Below are 1,083 nucleotides of genomic sequence, written 5' to 3' on the forward strand. Positions count from 1 at the left end.
CAGCTCTTCGGGACGAAGTCGGAGAAGATGACGATCATCGATCCGGCCCAGGCAACGCTCGACCTGGGCGATCTAAGAGCCTGAATCATAATGAATGTAACGATATCAGGCTCTTGCGATGCGCCGGGTGAGCAGGCGGATGTTTGCGATGTAGACCCAGGCTTCAGCAGACGCGACGGTTTTCTCGAAATCTTTGGCCAATCTACGGCAACGTCCCAGCCATGCAAACGTCCGCTCGACCACCCATCGGCGTGGTAAGAGTTTGAAGCCCTCAGCGTGATCGGATCGTTTGACGATTTCCAGCGTAAATTTTCCGACCTTTTCCAACCTGTTTTTGAGCTTGGGTCCTGCGTATCCACCATCAGCAAAGATATGCCGTAACCACGGCCAGCGTTTGAGGATGGTTTTCAAGACATCAGGTGCACCATCTCTGTCTTGAATACCCGCAGAATGGATCACCAGACCAACCATCAAGCCGAGGGTATCAACCACAATATGACGCTTGCGACCGTTGATCTTTTTTCCCGCGTCAAAGCCCCGTATTCCGCCACTTTCCGTGGATTTTACTGACTGGCTATCGATCACGCCAGCGGTAGGGCTGGGCTGCTTTCCGGTCAACGCGCGTGCTGTCATCACGAGCGCGTTGTTGATCGTGCGCAGCATCCCTTCATCTCGCCATCGATAAAAGTATTTTTGCACCGTGGAAAATGGTGGGAAGTCCGTGGGCAAAAGCCGCCATGCGCCACCTGATGAAGCAATATAAAGCAGCGCATTTACCACCTCTCGCAAATCCGTCTTGCGAGGGCGTCCGAGACGGCTCGGTGCAGGCATCATCGGTTCGATGACAGTCCATTCCGCATCCGTTAAATCGCTTGCATAGCGCGCGTTGCGTCGTCCATATTGTTGCCGAGCGGTTGCAGTCCAGGCCATCATAATCTCCATCGAATGTAAGCAATCCGATTGAATCATAACCTACTGAAATCGCTCAATCCTTTTTGGAACAGGCTCTAAGCGATATTCCCGTTGCAGCCAATGACGATGCCGCACCGGTCGGTGAAGACAAAACACAGGCACGGCGGTCAC

At 53.3% G+C, this 1,083-nt stretch carries 1 protein-coding gene; it reads right to left on the bottom strand.

The window, feature by feature from the left end:
- Positions 1-105 precede the first annotated feature (105 nt).
- Positions 106-930 carry an IS5 family transposase gene (locus KWJ32_RS28110; RefSeq protein ID WP_210251641.1) on the bottom strand — a complete coding sequence of 275 codons (825 nt, stop codon included), beginning with the start codon at positions 928-930 and terminating at the stop codon, positions 106-108.
- Positions 931-1,083: the final 153 nt, after the last annotated feature.

The organism is Ochrobactrum sp. BTU2, from assembly GCF_024539785.1.
GTDB lineage: Bacteria > Pseudomonadota > Alphaproteobacteria > Rhizobiales > Rhizobiaceae > Brucella > Brucella anthropi.